This window comes from Micromonospora sp. 050-3, from assembly GCF_046549335.1.
GTDB lineage: Bacteria > Actinomycetota > Actinomycetes > Mycobacteriales > Micromonosporaceae > Micromonospora > Micromonospora trifolii.
The window spans coordinates 2,383,924-2,403,053 of sequence record NZ_JAJPVX010000002.1 but is presented as its reverse complement, the minus strand read 5'-3'; the positions used below and the strand labels follow the sequence as shown (position 1 = coordinate 2,403,053).

Here is a 19,130-nt window from a genome sequence, read left to right as displayed (position 1 = left end):
CTGGAACGGAACGGGCGCTCATGCGTCGATCGCATCCCTGTCGACGCGGTCGGCGGAGTCGATGAGCCAGTTGCGACGCGGCTCGACCTTCTCGCCCATCAGCAGTTCGAGGATGCGTTCGGCGGCGTCGACGTCGTCGAGGGTGATCCGGCGGACGGCGCGGGTGGCCGGGTTCATCGTGGTGTCCCACAACTCGTCGGCGTCCATCTCACCGAGACCCTTGAACCGTGGGATGGGCGTGACGATCTGCTTGCCGGACTTCTCCAGCTTGCGGACCGTCGTCTCCATCTCGGCCTGGGTGTAGGTGTAGACGGTCTGCGGGCTGCGCCCCTTGGTGGTGATCTTGTGCAGGGGCGGCATCGCGGCGTAGAGCCGACCAGCCTCGATCAGCGGCCGCATGTACCGGGCGAACAGCGTGATCAGCAGCGTACGGATGTGGGCGCCGTCCACGTCGGCGTCGGCCATGATCAGCACGCGGCCGTAGCGCAGCGCGGTGAGGTCGAAGGTGCGCCCCGAGCCGGCGCCGAGGACCTGCACGATGGCCGCGCACTCGGCATTGTCCAGAACCTGCTGGAGGTTGGCCTTCTGCACGTTGAGGATCTTGCCGCGGATCGGCAGCAACGCCTGGTATTCCGAGGAACGGGCCATCCGGCTCGTCCCCAGGGCGCTGTCGCCCTCGACGATGAACAGCTCGCTGCGGTCGATTCCGGTGGCCCGGCAGTCGACCAGCTTCGGCGGCATGGACGCGCCCTCCAGGGCGGTCTTGCGCCGGGCGGCGTCCTTCTGTTGCTTCTGGGTGAGTCGCACCCGGGCGGCGTCGACGATCTTCTGCAGGACGGTGCGCGCCTCGGCCTTGGTGCGCCGATCCTCCAGCCAGGCCTTGATGTGCGCGTCGACCAGGGACTGGAGAACCTTGGTGATGCCGGTGGTGGAGAGCTCGTCCTTGGTCTGCGAGGTGAACTGCGGCTCGGGGATCCGCACGTGCACCACAGCTGTCATCCCCTCCAGGACGTCGTCCAGTGTGGGCGGCTCCTCCTTGGCCTTGAGCAGACCGCGGGTGTTGCGGATCGCGTCGGCGAGCGCGCGGACGAGGGCTCGCTCGAAGCCCTTGCGGTGGGTGCCGCCGTGCGCGTTGCGGATGGTGTTGGTGAAGCACTCGACGGTGCGCTCGTAACCGGTGCCCCACCGGAACGCCACCTCGACCTCGGCGCGCCGCTGCACGTTGGACTGCATGACGCCGTTGGCGTCGGCGGCGTTCTCCCGGTAGGTGCCCTCGCCGTTGACCAGCAGGGTGCCGGAGACCGGCCGGTCGCCGGCCGGGGCGAGGAACTCCACCATGTCGCTGAGCCCGTTGGGGTAGTGGAACCGCTCCTCGGCGGGCGTCTCACCGGTCAGGTCGCGGAGCAGGTAGGTCACGCCGGGGACCAGGAACGCGGTGTTGCGCAGCTTCATCCGGACGGCGTCGACGTCGAGCGCCGCCCCGGTCTCGAAGTAGCGGGCGTCGTGCCACCAGCGGATCGAGGTGCCGGTGCGTTGGCCGCGCTTCATGGCGCCGGTGACCTGGAGTCCGGGGCCGGCGGTGAAGGGGGCGTCCGGCCCGTCGCCGTCGAAGATGCCGGGGACGCCGTGCCGGAAGGACATCGCGTGGATCTTGCCGGCCCGGCGGACGGTCACGTCGAAGCGGTGGGACAGCGCGTTGACCGCCGACGCGCCGACGCCGTGCAGACCGCCGGAGGTCTTGTAGCCGGAGCCGCCGAACTTGCCGCCGGCGTGCAGCCGGGTCAGCACCAGCTCGACGCCGGAGATGCCGGACTTGGCGTGCACGTCGGTGGGAATGCCCCGGCCGTCGTCGTCGACCTGCACTGAGCCGTCGGCGTGCAGGATCACCTCGACGTGGCTGGCGTGACCGGCGACACCCTCGTCGGTGGAGTTGTCGAGGATCTCGTTGACGAGGTGACCCACGCCACGGCTGTCGGTGGAACCGATGTACATGCCGGGCCGCTTGCGGACAGCGTCCAGCCCCTCAAGGTGGGTGAGGTCATCGGCCCCGTACAGGGTGTCAGGCTCTGCGGTCAACTGGTCGTACTCCCCGGTCTCGGCGGTGTGCTGCCGGTCACCGGCGACATCAGCCGGCGTGGCGCGCCGCAGCGAGCCTAGCCCGAGGCTAGGACAACTACCGGAGGACCTACGCGACCCGCCGCGCGCGGCCCGCCGGACGTGAGCCAACGAACAGGCTGCGGGTGATCGTGGGACCACGCAGAGACACCGCCACCGGTACGCTCACCCGTGATCGCGGCCGGTTGAGCGCGGGGTGCGCGCCGGTCCGGGTCGAGGGGATCAGGAGGCGGTCGAGGTGGACGGGACGATTCGCGACGCGCTGCGGCGCTCCCTCGGTACGCCGGCCCGGCGGTGGTTGCTGGTGGGCACCCTGGTGGCGGGGCTGCTGGCCGCCGTGGCGCTGGTCGCGGCGGCGGATCCCGCCGACCGGACCTTCGCCGAGCTCTCGAGCACGGTCCAGGGCCTGACGTCGGTCGTGACGCCTCTTTTCGGCATCCTGCTGGTACGCGACCTGCGCCGGGCGCCTGTCCGCCTTCCGGTCCTGCCGACCGTGCTCGCGGTGGGGCTGCCGGCGGTGGTCGTCGGCGTGGTCGGTGTGCTGATCTGCGCCGCGACGCTGGCCCTCACCCCGGCCGACGTCGCCGGCGAGCCGTGGCGGTTCGCTGGGACGGTCGCGCTGGGCAGTGTGCTGGTGCACATCGTCGCCGGCCTGGTGGGCACCGGGCTGGGCCTGTTGTCGCGCTCGGTGGTGGTGGCGTTCCTGGCCACGATCATTCTGCCGCTGGGGCTGTTCGCGTTGCTGGGCGCCGTGGACGCGCTCCGTCCGGCGCAGCCGTGGCTCACCCCGTTCGGCAGCGTGCGCAACCTCCTCTCGGGAGAGATGACACCGCTGCGGTGGGTGCAGTGGCTGTGCGTACTCCTGATCTGGGGTGTCGGTCTGAACGCCGCGGGCGCGGCCCTGTTGAACCGGCGCGGCCGCCCGACCGGTAGCTGACTCCGCGCGCCGAGGGGCGCGGGTCGGCGGGGTCGACGACCTGGAGCGCGGGTCCAATCTCGACGCGGTAGCCCGTCCTGCCTACGGGCGCGTGTCTTTCGTCGAACGAATCTGTTACGGGCCATTGACGCCCGTCGCGCCGGGGTGATCTGATCTCGCTCTCAGAGAATCTTTCATCTTTCGATGGTTGGGGGCCCCATGCCCAGGTTCCGGCGTACCGCGCTCGCCGCGGGACTAACGATCGCCATGGCCGCGTTGTCGACCGCCTTCGCGCTGCCCGCACCCGCGTCCGCCGCGTTGCCCACCGCCGCGGTGGCACTCGGGGACAGCTTCATCAGTGGCGAGGGCGCCGGGGCGTACACCCCTGTCGTCGACGTCAACGGAGTCAGCCAGGGCTTCCCCGGTTGGACCGCGGCGAACAACAACGCGTTCTTCTGCCACCGCTCGGCGAACGCCTCGCTCAACCAGGCCAACCTGCCGGGCATCCAGAACCGGATCAACCTGGCCTGCTCCGGTGGTCAGCCGCACGACATCGCCAACGCCTCCCAGGCGCGGACCAACGGTCGTACCGTCGCCTCGCAGCTGAGTCAGCTGCGCGCCGTCGCGCAGACCCAGGACATCGACCTGGTGCTGGTGGGCCTCGGCTCCAACAACAGCTCGTTCACCTTCGGCAGCGTCGCGGAGAAGTGCGCCAACCGGTTCATCGCCGACGCCTGGACCGGCTGGTGGGAGTTCTGGGCGTACCTGAACGGGCCGGTGGAGCAGAAGCCGTGCAGCGACGCCGACCTGGCCACCGCCGCGCAGCTCAGCGCCGCGACCGCGGAGACCACAGCGGCCGTACGCCAGATCCTGACCACCCTCGACCAGGTGGACGCGGACGGGCAGCACCGGGTGGTGTTCCAGGACTACACGAACCCGCTGCCGCTGGACCTGAACCAGCAGTTCCACGAGGAGGACAGCCGGGACGACACCCGGGACAAGTTCCGTGACCTCGGTGCCGAGCGGTACGCGGCCGGTTGCCCGATCCACCGGGCCAGCCTGGCGCCGGGGCACCGCTTCTCCCAGGGTCTGGGCAGCATCGTGAAGTCCACCCGGGACACTCTGGCCGCCGAGTTCCCCGCCGACGACCTGGTGTACCTGAACGTGCAGCAGGCCTTCAACGGTGCCCGGCTCTGCGAGCAGACCAGCAGCCCGAGCGGCGCGCTGGCCACTCCGATCCGGCTTCAGGACGGCGCGAGCGGCACCTTCGTCACCAGCCTCGCCGGCAAGGACAAGATCGCCATTCAGCGGATCGCCAACACCTGCGTCACCTACTTCCAGACCTGCCAGGAGTCGTGGCACCCGAACGCCACCGGGCACCAGGTGCTCGGCCAGTGCCTGAGCGGCGCGGCCTCCACCAGCGCCCGTGCGGTGGCCTGCGTGCGGGCCAGCAACGGGGCGATCTCGGTCTCCTGACCGCAGCGTCCTTCGAAGGGCTCCGCCATCCGGCGGGGCCCTTCGTCGCGTCCGTCGAGCGTGCGGCACGTCCGCACAGCGCCGTCGTCGACCCGACAGCCTGCTGCTACCCGCCGGTAACGTCTGGTCGTAGGCTGGGCCGGTGAACGGGGATCCGGAGTACGCGCAGGAGTTCGTCGAGGTCGACGGTGGCCGGCTGGGTGTGCAGGTCTATCCGGAGCCGGCCGGAGCGCCGGGCGCGCCGGTGGTCGTGATCTGGCCCGCGATGGGGGTCCGGGCCCGGTACTACCGGCCCTTCGCCGCCGCGCTGCGCGCCGCCGGGCTGGCAGTGGTCGTGGCCGACCTGCGCGGCACCGGGGCGAGCACGCCCGCGCCGAGTCGGGCGGACCGGCACGGTTACGCCGACCTGGCCGACGACGTCGGCGCCGTCCTGGCCGCCCTCAAGCCGCGACTGGACGGACGCACCCGACTGCTCCTCGGGCACTCGCTCGGCGGGCAGGCCGCGCTGCTGCACCTCGCCCTGCACGGAGGCGACGAGGTGGACGGGTTGGCGCTGGTAGCGGTCGGCATCCCGTACTGGCGGAGCTACCCGGGCCGGCGCGGCCTCGGCGTACTGCCCTACACCCAGGGGATCGCCGCCACTGCGGCGCTGCTCGGGGTCTGGCCAGGCTGGGGCTTCGGCGGTCGGCAGGCGCGCGGCGTGATCCGCGACTGGGCCCACACCGCACGGACCGGCCGATTCCCCCGGCTCGACGGTACGGACACCGAGGCCGCGGTCCGCGCGGTGCGGACCCCGGTGCTGGCCGTCAGTGTGGACGACGACCAGTTCACCCCGCACGAGACCATGGACCACCTCTGCGCGAAGCTCGCCGACGCGCCGGTGACCCGGGAGCGGTACACAGTGGCGCAGGCCGGTACGACGTTGGACCACTTCACCTGGGTCCGCGCCAGCGTTCCGCTGGCGCGGCGGATCGCCGGTTTCGTCGGCGACCTGCCGCCCCGCTGAGCCGTACCGGCCGGTCAGCTCACTCGTCCTGGTCCAGTGGCACCAGTTCACCGTCCCGCTCCACCTGGATCTCGGCGTGCTCCTTGCGGGGCGCGACCTCGGAGGTGTTCCGGTGTGGGTCGTTGTCGGGGTGCATGAGCACCGCGTCTGTTTTGGGGGTCTTCTCCCGGCTCTCGTCCGGCTGCGACATCGCGTTCCCCTCTCGTCGGCGTCGCTCGGGATCTACCCGCCACCGGGCCAACGACTCCTGCTCGGGGCAGGTCGACCCGCCGACGCCACGGATGTCCGGTAGCGGCCCGCCACGGCGCGGATCGGCCCGCCCGGGGCGGGGTTAGCTGCCCGACCGGCGGGTAAGCCGCACCGCCCGACACGGCGGAAGGGGATCACATGTCCGAACGGCATACCGCACTGCGCTCGATGCACGATCTGGGCCTGGCGGCCTGGTTTGGCGGCTCCCTCATGGGTGCCTTCGGCGTCAACGGCGCAGCTGCGAAAATCAGCGACTCGACCCAGCGACTCCCGGTCGCCTCGGCCGGATGGTCCAAGTGGACACCGGTCAACGCGGCCGCGATCGGCGCCCACCTGGCCGGCGCCGTCGGCGAGTTGGTGACCGAGAGCCCACGGGTGGCGGCCCAGTCCGGCGTGGGCCGGGCCAGCGCCATCAAGACCGCGTTGACCATCGGCGCGCTGGCGGTCACCGGCTACAGCCGGTTGATCGGCATGCGGCTGGAGAAGGCCGGCGGTCCGTCGGTAAGCGGGGCCACCGAGCCGAACCATCAGACGCCGTCCAGCGTGGCCTCGTCGCAGCGGCAGATGAAGCTGCTCCAGTGGGCCATTCCGGCGCTGACCGGGACCCTGGTGGTGGTCACCGCGTACATGGGTGAGCAGCAGAAGCCCGGCCAGGTGTTCCGCGGGATGCTCGGCCGAGGCGGCGGAATGAAGAGCATGATCAAGATGGCGGGAATGAGCAACGGCAAGCGGCCGATGGCGATGGCCGGACGCTGAACGTCAGGCCGACCGGCGTCCCGCCGCCACCTCGACGGCGGGGCGCTGGCCGGCCCTGCGCGGGCACCGGAGCGACGACGGAGCCCGCGCGCGGGCGGCGTGCCGGCGACATGTCGTGCGCCGCGCTCGGGCGGGCAGTCCCGGCCCGAGGAGGGCACATCGTCCGCCGCTAACGGCGGACCGACGAGCGGGGTGGCCATGACGGCACACAAGGGACGCAGCGGTGACAACGACCGGCTGGAGCCGGAAGCGACAAAGCCGTGGGGCACCGGCGACGGTTTCGACGCCGACGCGCCCTGGGGCACTGGCGACGACTCACCGATGGACGAGGGCAGCGAGGAGACCGCGGTGCCCGAGGGACGGCGCGGAGAGCGACGCGCGGGTGCCCCGGCGGGCCGGTCCGACCCGGCGGGACGACACGGCTTCGGCTCGGTCGAGCCGACCCGTACGACGATGGCCGGACCGGGTGCCCCACCCGATCCCGCCCCCAGCGGCCGGAGCTTCCCCGACGACGCCGACATCGGCGAGTCGACCCAGGACGCCCTGCGCAGCCGGGGACGGCGGTCCTGACCGGGCCGGCGCCCGGCCGGGCGGCCCGTGCGACGGTCAGCCGGTCGCCGGGACGGCCTGCTCGACGACCATCGTCTCGGCGAGCAGTTGCGCCAGCCGGGTCGCGTCGCGCTGGGCCTGCCCGGCGCAGCAGTTGTTGAACAGCACGTGCAGCTCGTCGGAGAGATCGGCGAACTCGGCCAGCAGCCCGGCCCACTGCCGCAGCTCGTCCTCGGCGTACGCGTACCGGAACTTCTCCTGCTTGTCGCCCTCACCCCAGGCGTCGCTGTGACCGTGGAACCGGACGATCGCCGGCTCCGCCGTCACGGTCAGGATCGGCGGCACCGACGACGGGTGCCCCTGTGGCATGTCGACGCAGACCACTGACAGGTCGTGGGCGCGTAGCAGGTCCAGGGTGTCCGCCGCGGCGTCGTCGTCCAACCAGGAGGCGTGCCGCAGCTCCACAGCGACCCGCCACGGCCGGCAGCGCTGCGCCAGCTCGACGATCCGGCGTTCGGCCGCGGGGCTGCGCACCAGCCACGGCGGGAACTGCAACATCACCACACCGAGCTTGCCGGCCGCCGCGATCGGGTCGAGGGCAGCACGGAACCGGGCCCACAGCTCGTCGTACGCCGGCTCCGGCAGGTCACGGCGGCGGATCCGGGTCGGGCCGCTGGCCGGTCGCAGGTCCCGGGGCAGCACGGCGACCGGTGTCGGGTGACCGGTGAAGAGGCTGAACGCCTTGATGTCGAAGGTGAAGTCGTCAGGTGTGGCGTCCACCCAGCCCTGGGTCGTCTCGGGCACCGGGATGGCGTAGTAGGACGTGTCCACCTCGACCATCGGGAACCGGCTGGCGTAGAAGCCCAGTCGACGGGCCGGCGTGCTGGCCGAGCGTGGGTACCACCCGGAGCGCAGCAGGGACTGGTCCGCCCAGGACGATGTGCCGACCTTAATCACACCCATGTCATTCAGTGGACCGCCACCGGCGCGGATCGGCAACCGCTGGCGGGTCTTGGGTCGAGGAGGTGTCGTGCCCGGAAAGTGTCGGTGCCTCGCCCTACGGTGACACCGGGTGGACATCAACGAAGGGTGGCGGCATGACCAGCACTGAGCAGCTCACCGGCGAGCGCGCCGATCTCCTGCAGGCGCTCCGCAGGCACCGCGGTTTCCTCTTGCAGACGGTCGACGGGCTCACCGACGAGCAGGCGGCCAGCCGCCCCACAGTCAGTGGCCTCTGCCTCGGTGGCCTGATCAAGCACGTGGCCGGCGTCGAGCACCGGTGGATGCTCTTCGCCGTCGACGGTGCGGAGGCGATGGGCCGCGAGGACATCGACTGGGTCGGTCAGTTCCAGATGCTGCCGGGCGAGACCCTCGCCGGGCTGGTCGAGCGCTTCCAGCAGGTGGCCGCCCGGACCGACGAGTTGACCGCCACCCTCGACCTGGACGCGGCGCACCCGCTGCCGCAGGCGCCCTGGTTCGAGTCGGGGGCGAGTTGGACGGTCCGCCGGGTGCTGCTGCACCTGATCGCCGAGACGGCCCAGCACGCCGGGCACGCCGACATCCTGCGGGAGTCGATCGACGGCGCCAAGACCATGGGCTGACCCCGACGCCCACCGTCGCCGGGCCGAGCGCTGTTCCACCGCCTCACCGCAGGCGGTGCCGGCGTTCGGTGGTCCGGTCTCGCGCGTAGGCGTCGGAGTGACCCCAACGGCCCGGGATGTCCAGCAGTTCCAGCCGCCCGAACCCCTCCGGCACCGCCGGGTTCACCAGCAGGTTGTCGCCGGTGGGTCGCAGGCCCAGCATGGTGCCGAGCAGCATCAGCAACGCTCCCGACGACCACGCCTGCGGGCGGCAGCTCGTCGCCAACTGGACGGGGTAGGTCGTCAGGCTGCGCTCGTAGCCGGCGATCATCTCCGGCGGCGCGCCGCCGAGCGTCTGCGCCATGTCGAAGATACCGTCAGCGATCCGGGCCGCCTGCGCGTCGAGGCGGTAGCGGCGCAACCCGGCGGCGATCAGTGCGTTGTCCGACGGCCACACCGCGCCCAGGTGTGCGCCCACCGGGTTGTACGTGCGCTGCCCGGTGGCCAGCGTGCGCACCCCCCACCCGCTGAACAGTCGCGGCCCGACCAGGTGCTCGGCGACCGCTTCCGCGCGGTCGTCCGCGACGATCCCGCTCCAGAGCAGGTGCCCGATGTTGGAGGCCAACGCGTCGACCGGTTCGCCGTACGGGTCGAGCGCCAACGCGTAGTACTCCCGGTGCGGCAGCCAGAAGTCCCTGTTGAAGCGCTCCTTCAGCGCTGCCGCCTCCCGTTCCAACCGGTCGGCGTACGCGGGGTCACCCCAGAACTCCCGGGCCAGCCGGGCGCCGCGCCGCTTCGCGTCGTACGCGTAGCCCTGCAACTCACAGGTGGCGCGGGGGAAGGCGGGTTGCCGACCGCGGGAGTCGACGATGGCGTCCGGGGAGTCCTTCCAGCACTGGTTGATCGTGCCGTCGCGCTCGTTGCGGCGCTGGTAGCGCAGGTAGCCGTCCCCGGTCAGGTCGCCGTACTCGTCGATCCAGTCCAGCGCCATCCGGGCCGGGTGGCGCAGCTCGCGGACCAGGTCGGCGTCACCGGACCAGCGCTCGTACTCGTCGAGCAGCACGACGAAGAGCGGGGTGGTGTCCGCCGCGCCGTAGTACAGCGCGCTCGCCCGGTCGCTGAATGCCCCCGTTTCGCCGTACCGGAGCTGGGCCAGGATCTTGCCGGGCTCCTCGTCCAGCGCGTCGTCGAGCTGGCCGCCCTGCATGAGCGCCAGCATCCGTAGCGTCGCCGGAGCAAGTTCGGGGGTGAAGGCCATCGTCTGGAGGCAGGTGATGATGGCGTCCCGTCCACACAACCCCATCGACCACGGCAGACCACCGATCGGCACCCGCTCGCGGTACGACAGCGGCTTGTAGCGCAGTGCCGCCAGGTCCGCGAGGCTGCCCCGGTAGAGCTCCTCCAGGCCCCTGCGTTCGGCCACCAGCTGCGGCGCCCGGTTCAGCCACTGCGCCAGGTCCTCGCGCATCCCCCTGCGTTCGGTCTGCTGGTGCGACTGTAGGTCGGCGCGGAGATCCCGGCCGTCCTCGCCGCCCATTGTCGCGCTGACGTGCAGGTCGGTCTCCCACTTCCCGTCGGGTTCGATCCGGATCCGGAACGTCATCCCCTGCTCGTCGACCTCTGCGGGGACGGTGCTGCGCACCGTGGTCTCGCGGACGAACCGGTCCCGCTGGTAGCGCAGCACGAGCCGCTGGCTCGCCGGGTCGGCGCTGATCTCGACGGCCCGCTGCCGGAGCTGCCCGACCTCGATGATGTCGGTGAAGTCGCTGGCCATCTCCACCCGGACGGTGAACTCGGCGGGCTGCGACGAGTGGTTGAGCACAGTGATGTTCTCGTGGAGGCAGTCGTGCACCGAGCGGTGCCGGATGATCGACACGTCCGCGTCGACGTAGTGGCTCGCCGCACCGGGGACCAGGAAGAACCGGGTCTCGAAGTAGGTGAGGTCGTCGCGGGAGAGCGCGTTGATCCGTTCGCCGTCGATCCTGAGCACCCAGTGCGACAGGAACCGGGTGTCGTACGCGAAGAGTCCGAGCGGGGCCTGCGGGTCGGCCTCGATGTCGCCCTGGGCGTCGCTGATCGCGAAGAGGTTGCCGGCGATGACGTGCACCAGTTCCTGCTTCACGACCGCTCATTCCCAGCGGTAGTCGCGGCCCGGCCAGCCAGCGCGGCCCGGCCCAGCTCATGCGGGTGACGGGCGCCGTCCGGCCCGGAGAAGATCCGCCGCAGCAGCATCAGCAGTTGCATGTTGCCGTGCACTGTCAGCTCGTTGCGCAACAGGCCCGCGCCCGGGTGCAGTTCACCGCGGGCCATCCGGTCGAAGACCGCCCGGTCGGCCCGCACCACCAGCTCGGCGTCGTCGGCCGAGCGGGTCACCCGGACCTGTTGGTCGGCGATGGTCAGGTACCAGTGATCGGTGCTGCCGTCGTCGCGGACATCCAGCCGCAGCGTCCCCGCTGTGGTCTCCGGCAGGTCGGGCCGCCGACCGGTGTCCAGCTGTCGCAGGTACTGCTCCGCCGTCGCGCCCATCGGGTCCCCTCCCCACGGTTTCCCGCAGGATCACCCGCGTCGGGGTGAGGAGGGCTCACCCGGACGGGGTGACGGGGCTGCGCTCGCCCGCTGCAACGCTTCGACGAGTGCCTCGGTACGCTGCGCACCCGAGATCGGGTACACGTTGTCGATCACGGCAAACGGAACGCCCTGCACCCCGAGAACGCGCGCGGCAGCCGAATCCTCGTTCACGGCCGCGCGGTAGGTGCCCGCGTCCAGCTCGGCGCGCACCCGGTCCGGGTCGAGCCCCGCTTCCGTGGCCAGCTCGAGCAATGACTCGGTCGTGCCGATGTGCCGGCCTTCGACGAAGTACGCCGCATACAGCCGATCGCGAACCTCGTCGCCCCGCCCCACCGTTTCCGCGTGGTGCAACACCTCCATCGCCAGATGCGAGTTGGTCGGCCGGATCCGCTCCGGCGCGTAGGCCAGCCCTTCCTCGGCCGCGACCCGTGTCATTGATTCGAAGACCCGCGCCTGTTCTGCCGCATTCAGGCCGCGTTGCGCCTGGAGATATTCCTGCGCGTCGAAATCCACCGGGAACCCCGGCTGCAACTCGAACGAGCGGTGCACGACGTCGACCGTTCCGCCGAACATCGATATCGCCCGCCTCCAGCGAGCATCGCCGACGTAGCACCACACGCATTGCACGTCCGTCCACACCTCGACCCGCACAATCCTGCCCATGCCGTCCGTCTCCTCATCCCCTGCTAGCGCGGTGGGGCTGCCCGTGGAGGCGCCATTCGACGGGATCGGCGACCGCTGCCGCCGGCAAGCTCGGTCAGAGGGCTCGCTACTCATCGCTCGCCATGAAAGAGTCCACGCCCATCTCGACAGCGACGGTTCGGGCGGCTTCCGCCTTCCGCCGAGCAAGTCGGTCGACTGCCTCGTACTGATCGGCGGGCGCCACGATCGTCCAGAGCCGCCGATGGCCTTCGGCGGCCTCGACGAGGTCGACGACGGCATCTGACACGACACGCGGATCGCCGCCGAGCTTCGCGGCCCGCTCACCGATCGCCGTGACGTAGCCGCTGAAGCTGTCCCCATAGGCCGCCATCCTCGCCATGTCCGTCGGCAGGGCGGCGTTGACCCCGATGTTCGTCGGGTACGACGCGGCGTCAACGATCACCGACTCGACCCCGAACGGCGCCAGCTCGTGGTGCCACGCCTCAGTGAGGCTCCCGAGCGCAGCCTTGCTCGCCGCGTACAAGCCACCGAACGGAAGCGTGACCCGGCCCGACAGGGAACCGATCTGGATCAGTGCTCCGCGACCCTGCCGACGCAGGTGCGGCAGAGCGGCTCGGTTCACACGCAGCGCGCCGAGCACATTGACGTCGAACTGTCGGTGCGCCTCCTCCGCGGTGAAGGCCTCGACCGGTCCCGGGAAGATCATCCCGGCGTTGTTCACCACGACGTCGATCCGGCCCTTGCTGGCCATTACCACCTCGATCGCCCGATCGGCGGACGACTGGTCGGTGACGTCCAGCTCGACGACCTGCAGGTCAAGCGCCTCCGTCGAGGCCAGGGTCGCGAGCTCAGCCGCAGCCTGCGCATTGCGCCCGCTCAGGTCGCGCAGCGCGGCAAAGACGTGGTGGCCGCGCCGAGCCAGCGCCTCGACCATCAGTCGACCGAAGCCGGTGCTGGCTCCGGTGACGAGCACCACTCGCCGCTCGTTCACGATCACGTCGCTCATCACGATTCCCCTTCGACTGCAATCCGGGGTGGCACCCCGCTTACTGTCATTTATATGGGGTGCCACCCCACTTGTCAAGTGAGCGGCCAGGACGGACTGCCGCGCACGATCGCCGCGGGGACCGGTCGAGAGCCGTCGCTTCGATCACGCTCCCGGGCCCGCCACCCACCGCAACCGCACCGAGAGCGACGGGCAACAGGTGTCCTGCGAGCCTGCGGGTAGCAGCTCGGGTGTCCCATTGACAGAACGTGCGGCAGCAGAGGATGAGTGAGCGTGGAACCGCCTCGCCCAGCCCCTGCCTGGGTCCAGGCGCACACGCAGCGGCGACACCACCCCGGATCGGATGCGGCTGCCTGTCGATCGGCCCACGCGTCCAGCCCGCAGGGAAAGACCCCGGCGTCGGCCGGATCGTGCTCTACGGCCTGGGTTGGATCCCGTTGAGCGCCAAGACGAGTAGGCGGTCCACATCGCCTGGGTCGCCGGCGCCTTCGGTAGCGAAGGCGATGGCGTTAACGAGGGTGAGCAGGTCGGCGAGGGAGACTTCCGGCCGCACGGCCCCGGCGTCTTGCGCCCTTGCCAACAGTTGGCCGCCGGCTGCGTTCAGCATCGAGTGGCACGTGTTGTCCGGTTCTGACGGTTCAAGCCCGGCACCGGCCGGCAGGAGTGACACAGCCAGTCCACGATGGGTCGCGGTGTAGGCGGCGAGGGCGCGTAGCCACGTGGTGAGCGCCGGCCCCGGTTCGGCTTCCTCGGCCAAAGCTTGCGCCCGCTCGCACAGTGCCTCGATCCCGTCCGCAAAAACCGCGAGAAGCAGTGCGCGACGTGAGGAGAAGCGCCGGTGCAGTGTCGCTGAGCCGACGCCGGCCCGCCGGGCAATCTCCTCGAGGGAGGCTTCCGCGCCCTGCTCTGCGAAGACGCTCTCGGCGGCAGTCAAAATGCGCAGATAGTTGCGCCGGGCGTCGGCGCGCAACGGCCGCCTGGTGATGGCTTCGGTCACCAGCACCTCCATCCCTCAGCTAAACGGGGCCGCCCCCCATAAAATAGCACCCATTAGCGCTGATCCAGCCAACCTTGGTCCCCAGTTGGTAACAGGCCGGTCAGCCGGCCTCGATCAGGCCGCGCACGTAGGCGGCCTGGCCCACGTGTTGCAGGTCGTCGTCGGCGACGCTGACCAACCGGACGCCGAGGGTGACCGGCGGGTCCCACGCCTGGTCGACCACGCGGTCCAGGTCCGCCGGGACCAGGCCGGCCAGGAAGCTTCCGGTACGCGCCGCGACCGCCTGGTAGTAGTCGATCAGCGCCTGCGCGCTCTCCGGTCGCACCGCCGCGACCTGAGCGGGTGAGTGCCCGTAGCCGGTGTCGTCGGGGTCGGCGGCGAGCCCGAACCGACTGGCCCAGTCGCCGCTCACCCAGATCTGCTCGGCGTCGAGCAGGTCGGCGACGTGGTGGTCCTGCACCCGGGTGAGGTGCCAGACCAGCCAGCCGACCGAGTTGGCGCCCAGCCCGGGCTGCTGGCGCAGTTGTTCGGGGCTGAGGCCGTCGACGGCCGCGTGGACGAGGTCGGGCAGCCGGTCGTACGCCTCGGTCAGCAGGTCACTCACATCCACGGGTACGCCTTCCTGGTCGGTTTCCGAACAGGTACCGCCGGACCCGGGCGCGCAAACCTCGGCCGCTACGGTGATCAAATGGTCGCCGCGGTGGAGTTGTACCTGGACCCGGACGCCACCCGCCGGATCCGGGTGCTCTGGGACGCGCTGGAGGCCGAGGGCGTGCAGAGCATGCGCTCGCTGCTGGAGCAGCGCCACCGTCCGCACGTCTCGCTCATGGTGGCGCCCCGTTTCGACAGGGAGCAGGTCGCCGAGGCGTTACAGGGGACGGTGGTGGCCGCCCCGCTGCGGCTCGACTTCCAGCACGCCGGCCAGTTCGTCGGTCGGGTGCTCTGGCTCGGCCCGGCGCCCACCGCGGAGTTGCTGGCGCACCACCGGCTGGTGCACGACCGGCTCGCCGCCGCCGGCATCCCCCTCGCCGAGCACTACCAGCCGGGGCGGTGGGTGCCGCACTGCACGCTGTCCATGCGGGTGCCGAACACGCTGATGGCCGCGGCGGTGCGCCGCTGTCTGGAGGTGTTGCCGCTGGCCGCGACAGTGGTCGGCGCGGCGCTCACCGACCACGCCCGCGGCATCGCCCACCCGCTGCCTTGACCGCGCCTCGACCGTCGAGGCGTAATGTCCGGTTTGGCGGGCGACAGTCGGAAACCCGAAAACAAGCGGTGCGGATGCGGCCGGGCGTGGGAAGGTTCGAGTGGCTGTCGTACCGGTGGTGAGCTGCTCGCAGGCGGTTCGCCCGGCCGGTGTGGCGCGGGGTCACCCCGCGCCACCCACGGCGGCTTCGACGAGGAGAGGCAGGGCCCATGCAGGCTCAGCGCAGGCCACCGCGCACGGAGCGGAGCCAGACCCGGGACGACCGGACCGGCGGCGGAATGACCGGGGCGGCCACGCCACTGACGATCTGGGCGGCCGCCGTACTGCTCGGCCGGATCAGTGCCGGCGACGACGACGTCGAGGACGAACGACACATTCTTCGCGGCATCGAGTGAATCCCGGCCGCACGGCTCAGAGCCAGCCGCGCCGCTTGAAGATCACGTAGAGGGTGCCGCAGACCAGCAGCATCAACAGGAGCGCGAAGAGGTAGCCGAAGCGCCAGTTCAGCTCCGGCATGTGGACGAAGTTCATGCCGTACACGGTGCCGATGAGCGTGGGAGCAAAGAGGATCGCCGCCCAGGAGGAAACCTTCTTCAGCTCCTCGTTCTGGCTGTAGCTCGCAGCGGTGAGGCTGCGCATCTCCTCGTTCTGCTGCTGCGAGACGAGGGTGGCGTTGACGGTGAGGATGTTCTGCAACAGGTGCCGGAAACCGTCCACCCGCTCCACCACCTGGGTCAGGTGGTCGGTCACGTCGCGCAGGTAGCGGCGCAGCTCCTCGTCGGCGCTGGCGCTGCCGACGCCGTCGGCCAGCGCGTCGAGCACGCTGAGCAGGGGGCGGGCGGCCCGCTGGAACTGGATGACCTCGCGGCTGAGCCCGTAGATGCGGCGGCTGGCGTTCGGGTCGCCGCCGAACACCTCGGTCTCGATCTCGTCGATGTCGTTCTCCAGTCCGGCCACCACTGGCGCGTACCCGTCGACGACCTGGTCGAGGATCGCGTACAGGACCGCCTCGGGCCCCCGGGCGAGCATCTGCGCCTCGGTCTCCAGCCGCCGCCGCACCGCGGCCAGGTCGGGCGCCTCACCGTGTCGGACGGTGACCACGAAGCCCGGGCCGATGAACAGGTGCAGCTCGGAGAACTCGACCTCCTCCCGCAGGTCGTCGTAGCGGGCGGCGCGCAGCACCACGAACAGGGTGTGCCCGTACCGCTCCAGCTTGGGCCGCTGGTGGGCGTTGATCGCGTCCTCGACCGCCAGGTCGTGCAGCCGAAACTCCCGGGCCAGCGAGGTGATCTGCTCGATGTCGGGCCGGTACAACCCGATCCAGGCCATCGCGCCGTCCTGCTCCTGGAGGCAGCGGTACGTCTCGGCGAGGCCGGACGGTGAGGCGAACCGGTGGCCCCGGATGTAGACGGCGCTGTCGACCAGGCCGCCGTGGGACGCGGCGGGCGGCTCCGTGGACGGGGGCACACCGACCCTCGTCTCGTACTCGTCGAGTTGGCGGCCGAAGCCACCACCCGGGCGGAAGCGACGGCCGCCGACCATGCCCTGTCCCCTCCCCCGGTGCCGTCCCGTCCAGCCCGGGGCGCTGCTTCCCCCTGTCCTGGGCCCTGAAACCCGCCGTGGCGTCGGCTGGGTTCCGCGCACCGGCGGACGGGGGCGGCCCGTCGGGCGGATACTCACGGTGATCGTGGGCGGGATGACGGGGGACGCGCCGGTGACTGTCGACAGACGCGCCGGCCGGTTGCGGGGGTGGCTGCTCAACGCCGGCTCGGACCAGGCCGTGCAGCACCCGGGGCCGCACGGGCGCCCGCCGGAACACCGGCACCACCCGTGGTGGAAGGTGATGTGCCTGACCGGGGTCGACTACTTCTCCACACTGGGTTACCAGCCGGGCATCGCGGCGCTGGCCGCCGGGGCGCTCTCGCCGGTGGCGACACTGGTGCTGGTGCTGGTGACTTTGCTGGGGGCGTTGCCGGTCTACCGGCGGGTGGCGGTGGAGAGCCCGCACGGCGAGGGCTCCATCGCGATGCTGGTACGCCTGCTGAGCTACTGGCCGGGCAAGTTGCTGGTGCTGGTGCTGCTCGGTTTCGCGGCCACCGACTTCATCATCACCATCACCCTCTCGGCCGCCGACGCGACGGCGCACATTGACGAGAACCCGTTCTGGCCAAGCGGGCTCAAGGGTCACGAGGTGCTCGTCACGCTGCTGCTGGTGTCGCTGCTGGCCGCGGTGTTCCTCAAGGGATTCACCGAGGCCATCGGGATCGCCGTCGTCCTGGTCGCGGTCTATCTGACGCTGAACGCGGTGGTGGTGGCCGACGCGCTGTGGCGGGTGGCGACGCATCCGAGCGCTGTCGGCGACTGGACCACCATGCTGACCACCGGGCACGGCGACCCGTGGCTGGTGGTCGGGCTGTCGCTGCTCGTCTTTCCGAAGCTGGCGTTGGGTCTGTCCGGCTTCGAGACCGGGGTGGCGGTCATGCCGAGCGTACGGGGTGACCCGCAGGACTCGGAGGCACGACCGCTGGGCCGGATCCGCGGCGCCCGCCGGCTGCTCACCACCGCAGCGGTGATCATGAGCGTCTTCCTGATCACGAGTAGCGTGACGACCACCGTGCTCATTCCGCCGGAGGCCTTCCAGCCGGGAGGGCCGGCGAACGGGCGCGCGTTGGCCTACCTGGCGCACGCCCACCTCGGCGAGGTGTTCGGCACCATCTACGACCTGTCCACCATCGGCATCCTCTGGTTCGCCGGGGCATCGGCGATGGCTGGCCTGCTCAACCTCGTGCCGCGCTACCTGCCCCGCTACGGCATGGCGCCGACCTGGGCGCGAGCCGTCCGGCCGCTGGTGCTGGTCTTCACGGCAGTGGCGTTCCTGATCACGATCGTCTTCGAGGCCAGCGTGGACGCGCAGGGCGGCGCGTACGCCACCGGGGTCCTGGTGTTGATCACCTCGGCCGCGACGGCGGTGACCCTCGCGGCGCTCCGGCAGCGTCAGCGCGGCCGCACCATCGCGTTCGGAGTCATCGCGGTGATCTTCGTCTACACCACACTGGCGAACGTGGTGGAGCGCCCGGACGGCGTCAAGATCGCGGCCTGTTTCATCGGCGGGATCATCCTGGTGTCGGTGCTGTCCCGGGTGATGCGGGCCTACGAGCTGCGCGTCGACCACGTCGAGCTGGACCGGACGGCCGCCGGGATGATCGACGAGCGCGCCGGACGGCGGATCCGCCTGATCGCGCACGAACCCGACCGGCGCGACGAGGCGGAGTACCGCGCCAAGCTGGCGCAGACCATGGCGGACAACGACTTTCCGGACGACAGCGACGTCATCTTCGTCGAGGTCACCGTCACCGACCCGTCCGACTTCGAGACGGAGCTGCTGGTCCGCGGCGGGGTGGTCGACGGCCGCTTCTCGGTGCTCAGCCTGGCCAGTTCGTCGGTGCCCACCGCGCTCGCCGCCCTGCTGCTGGAGATCCGCGACCGCAGCCGTCGGCGCCCCCACATCTACTTCGAGTGGTCCGAGGGCGGTCCGACTCGCAACTTCCTGCGCTACCTGGCGTTCGGACAGGGTGCGATCGCCTCGGTGACCCGGGAGATCCTGCGCCGCCAGGAGCCCGACCCGCACCGTCGACCGCACGTGCACGCCGGCTGACCCGCGAGCCGACGGCCCGTCGCGCACGGTGAGCGTGGTCATAACGACTGGACGATCCACAGGTTCCTGCTGCTAGCCTCGGCGCAGGTCATGAGTGCCAGCGCGAAGCCCCGGCTCGCTGGCCGGCAACCCTCCTCCGCGGTGGGGTGCCCCGGGTGAAGACCAGGCACCGGCACGACGTCGGTGCAAGCGTGGCCTGGCACCCAGGTCAGCACAGACCCGGGAGAACCATGAGCATCCTCAGCACCACCCCACCGACCGACGTCGCGGACTCCCGCACCGGTCGACCCTCGCCCGCACTGACCCGGCGACGGCACGTGGACATGATGCGAATGTGCAGCGCCGCCTGTCGTCGCGGCACCGCGCTCTAGCACCCCCTTCCCGAGCTCC

20 protein-coding genes and 1 riboswitch are annotated in these 19,130 nt (G+C 70.9%); of the genes, 10 read left to right on the top strand and 10 right to left on the bottom strand.

Going from position 1 to position 19,130, the window contains the following annotated elements; translation table 11 throughout:
* Positions 1–18: 18 nt before the first annotated feature.
* Positions 19–2,076 (bottom strand): type IIA DNA topoisomerase subunit B, encoded by a 2,058-nt coding sequence (locus ACLJOK_RS26115; protein WP_410821220.1) that lies wholly within the window; start codon positions 2,074–2,076, stop codon positions 19–21.
* A gap of 277 nt (positions 2,077–2,353) precedes the next feature.
* On the opposite strand from ACLJOK_RS26115, the gene ACLJOK_RS26110 reads away from it, so the two are divergent.
* From ACLJOK_RS26110 to ACLJOK_RS26100, 3 genes are all read left to right on the top strand, one after another.
* A complete protein-coding gene (locus ACLJOK_RS26110) occupies positions 2,354–3,052 on the top strand; it encodes a hypothetical protein (protein WP_410821219.1) in 699 nt (232 codons plus the stop codon).
* 198 nt (positions 3,053–3,250) lie between these two features.
* The gene (locus tag ACLJOK_RS26105; RefSeq protein WP_410821218.1) at positions 3,251–4,507 is read left to right on the top strand and encodes a hypothetical protein; all 1,257 of its coding nucleotides are present in this window, start codon (positions 3,251–3,253) and stop codon (positions 4,505–4,507) included.
* Between the two features lie 142 nt (positions 4,508–4,649).
* The gene (locus ACLJOK_RS26100; RefSeq protein WP_410821217.1) at positions 4,650–5,513 is read left to right on the top strand and encodes an alpha/beta fold hydrolase; all 864 of its coding nucleotides are present in this window, start codon (positions 4,650–4,652) and stop codon (positions 5,511–5,513) included.
* Positions 5,514–5,532: 19 nt separating this feature from the next.
* Here the strand turns inward: ACLJOK_RS26100 and ACLJOK_RS26095 are convergent, their stop codons facing one another.
* Positions 5,533–5,703 (bottom strand): hypothetical protein, encoded by a 171-nt coding sequence (locus ACLJOK_RS26095; RefSeq protein WP_238659120.1) that lies wholly within the window; start codon positions 5,701–5,703, stop codon positions 5,533–5,535.
* A gap of 197 nt (positions 5,704–5,900) precedes the next feature.
* Between ACLJOK_RS26095 and ACLJOK_RS26090 the strand changes: the two genes are divergently transcribed.
* Positions 5,901–6,518, top strand: coding sequence for a hypothetical protein (locus ACLJOK_RS26090; protein WP_410821216.1), 618 nt, complete (start codon positions 5,901–5,903; stop codon positions 6,516–6,518).
* A 198-nt stretch (positions 6,519–6,716) separates the two neighbouring features.
* Positions 6,717–7,088: a hypothetical protein gene (locus ACLJOK_RS26085; protein WP_238669319.1), complete on the top strand. Its 372-nt coding sequence runs from the start codon at positions 6,717–6,719 to the stop codon at positions 7,086–7,088.
* Between the two features lie 36 nt (positions 7,089–7,124).
* Here the strand turns inward: ACLJOK_RS26085 and ACLJOK_RS26080 are convergent, their stop codons facing one another.
* A complete protein-coding gene (locus ACLJOK_RS26080) occupies positions 7,125–8,030 on the bottom strand; it encodes a DUF72 domain-containing protein (RefSeq protein WP_410821215.1) in 906 nt (301 codons plus the stop codon).
* A 134-nt stretch (positions 8,031–8,164) separates the two neighbouring features.
* On the opposite strand from ACLJOK_RS26080, the gene ACLJOK_RS26075 reads away from it, so the two are divergent.
* Positions 8,165–8,668, top strand: a complete 504-nt coding sequence (locus ACLJOK_RS26075) for a DinB family protein (protein ID WP_410821214.1) — start codon at positions 8,165–8,167, stop codon at positions 8,666–8,668.
* A gap of 43 nt (positions 8,669–8,711) precedes the next feature.
* On the opposite strand, the gene ACLJOK_RS26070 is transcribed toward ACLJOK_RS26075, so the two are convergent.
* From ACLJOK_RS26070 to ACLJOK_RS26045, 6 genes are all read right to left on the bottom strand, one after another.
* Positions 8,712–10,769 carry a glycogen debranching N-terminal domain-containing protein gene (locus ACLJOK_RS26070; RefSeq protein ID WP_410821213.1) on the bottom strand — a complete coding sequence of 686 codons (2,058 nt, stop codon included), beginning with the start codon at positions 10,767–10,769 and terminating at the stop codon, positions 8,712–8,714.
* Positions 10,766–11,173: an SCP2 sterol-binding domain-containing protein gene (locus tag ACLJOK_RS26065; RefSeq protein WP_410821212.1), complete on the bottom strand. Its 408-nt coding sequence runs from the start codon at positions 11,171–11,173 to the stop codon at positions 10,766–10,768. The genes ACLJOK_RS26070 and ACLJOK_RS26065 overlap by 4 nt, the downstream gene beginning before the upstream one ends.
* Positions 11,174–11,203: 30 nt before the next feature.
* Positions 11,204–11,878, bottom strand: a complete 675-nt coding sequence (locus ACLJOK_RS26060; protein ID WP_410821211.1) for a DsbA family protein — start codon at positions 11,876–11,878, stop codon at positions 11,204–11,206.
* A 106-nt stretch (positions 11,879–11,984) separates the two neighbouring features.
* On the bottom strand, positions 11,985–12,854 hold the full coding sequence (locus ACLJOK_RS26055; RefSeq protein WP_410821210.1) for an SDR family oxidoreductase: 870 nt from the start codon (positions 12,852–12,854) through the stop codon (positions 11,985–11,987).
* A 445-nt stretch (positions 12,855–13,299) separates the two neighbouring features.
* The gene (locus tag ACLJOK_RS26050; RefSeq protein ID WP_410821209.1) at positions 13,300–13,881 is read right to left on the bottom strand and encodes a TetR/AcrR family transcriptional regulator; all 582 of its coding nucleotides are present in this window, start codon (positions 13,879–13,881) and stop codon (positions 13,300–13,302) included.
* A gap of 100 nt (positions 13,882–13,981) precedes the next feature.
* Positions 13,982–14,491: a mycothiol transferase gene (locus ACLJOK_RS26045; RefSeq protein ID WP_410821208.1), complete on the bottom strand. Its 510-nt coding sequence runs from the start codon at positions 14,489–14,491 to the stop codon at positions 13,982–13,984.
* Positions 14,492–14,569: 78 nt separating this feature from the next.
* Between ACLJOK_RS26045 and ACLJOK_RS26040 the strand changes: the two genes are divergently transcribed.
* Both ACLJOK_RS26040 and ACLJOK_RS26035 read left to right on the top strand, forming a co-directional pair.
* Complete coding sequence (locus ACLJOK_RS26040) at positions 14,570–15,085, top strand: 2'-5' RNA ligase family protein (protein ID WP_410821207.1); 516 nt, start codon at positions 14,570–14,572, stop codon at positions 15,083–15,085.
* A gap of 209 nt (positions 15,086–15,294) precedes the next feature.
* A complete protein-coding gene (locus tag ACLJOK_RS26035; RefSeq protein WP_238677098.1) occupies positions 15,295–15,480 on the top strand; it encodes a hypothetical protein in 186 nt (61 codons plus the stop codon).
* Positions 15,481–15,496: 16 nt separating this feature from the next.
* On the opposite strand, the gene corA is transcribed toward ACLJOK_RS26035, so the two are convergent.
* Positions 15,497–16,627 (bottom strand): magnesium/cobalt transporter CorA, encoded by a 1,131-nt coding sequence (gene corA / locus ACLJOK_RS26030; RefSeq protein ID WP_410821206.1) that lies wholly within the window; start codon positions 16,625–16,627, stop codon positions 15,497–15,499.
* A 154-nt stretch (positions 16,628–16,781) separates the two neighbouring features.
* Between corA and ACLJOK_RS26025 the strand changes: the two genes are divergently transcribed.
* Both ACLJOK_RS26025 and ACLJOK_RS26020 read left to right on the top strand, forming a co-directional pair.
* Positions 16,782–18,740: an amino acid transporter gene (locus tag ACLJOK_RS26025; RefSeq protein WP_410821205.1), complete on the top strand. Its 1,959-nt coding sequence runs from the start codon at positions 16,782–16,784 to the stop codon at positions 18,738–18,740.
* A gap of 86 nt (positions 18,741–18,826) precedes the next feature.
* Positions 18,827–18,938, top strand: a riboswitch (SAM riboswitch).
* Positions 18,939–18,970: 32 nt separating this feature from the next.
* On the top strand, positions 18,971–19,111 hold the full coding sequence (locus ACLJOK_RS26020; protein ID WP_410821204.1) for a hypothetical protein: 141 nt from the start codon (positions 18,971–18,973) through the stop codon (positions 19,109–19,111).
* Positions 19,112–19,130 lie beyond the last annotated feature (19 nt).